The organism is Oleiphilus sp. HI0132, from assembly GCF_001635845.1.
On the sequence record NZ_LWGJ01001816.1, the window covers coordinates 1 to 608 of the forward strand.

Here is a 608-nt window from a genome sequence, read left to right on the forward strand (position 1 = left end):
ATTGGGCAAATAAACGAATGAGTTCAAATTCGTCATCACTAAAGGGTCTGGCATGTGCTTCAGGACCAGAAAAGTTTAGCGTACCAAAGCGTTCACCTGACACGATTAGCGGCACACCAATATAACTTTCCAGGCCAAAAGCCTCGTAGCAAGGATGCGTATTAATGCAGCTTTTCTCTACATGATCAAAGCCTGTTGGTCCATTGGCATTAAGGGTGTGGATACAGTAAGTAATGCCCAGTTCAAATTCATCACCAGGTTTTACTTCACCATTCGGAGTGTCGGAATACTTAACGACATATCGCTGATTATGAATATGACTGACCAAAGCCAAAGGTAACTCGAAAGTCTGCTTTCCCAAGGCCAAAACTCGCTGGATTTTTTCTTCAACTGATAATTCACTGTCGGCAGTAATGAGGTGCAAACGACGAAGTGTATTAATTGCTTTGTTGTTTTCCGTCAGGTCATTCATAAAGACGAAAAAGCCAACAACATTACCTTCTCTAATTTGCGGAAGGTAGGTTGCTTGTCTGTAGATCATGCCGGTTCTAAGGTCTAGCTCAATGTCTTTATCTAATCGAACTTCTTCCCCGCTAAGCACTCTTGCC

Annotated in this window: 1 protein-coding gene; it reads right to left on the reverse strand. The window is 42.6% G+C overall.

Annotated features, from left to right (window positions below; genetic code table 11):
* Positions 1–608 (reverse strand): GAF domain-containing protein (locus tag A3766_RS27550; protein WP_156509196.1); only part of this gene is annotated, 608 nt, incomplete at both ends.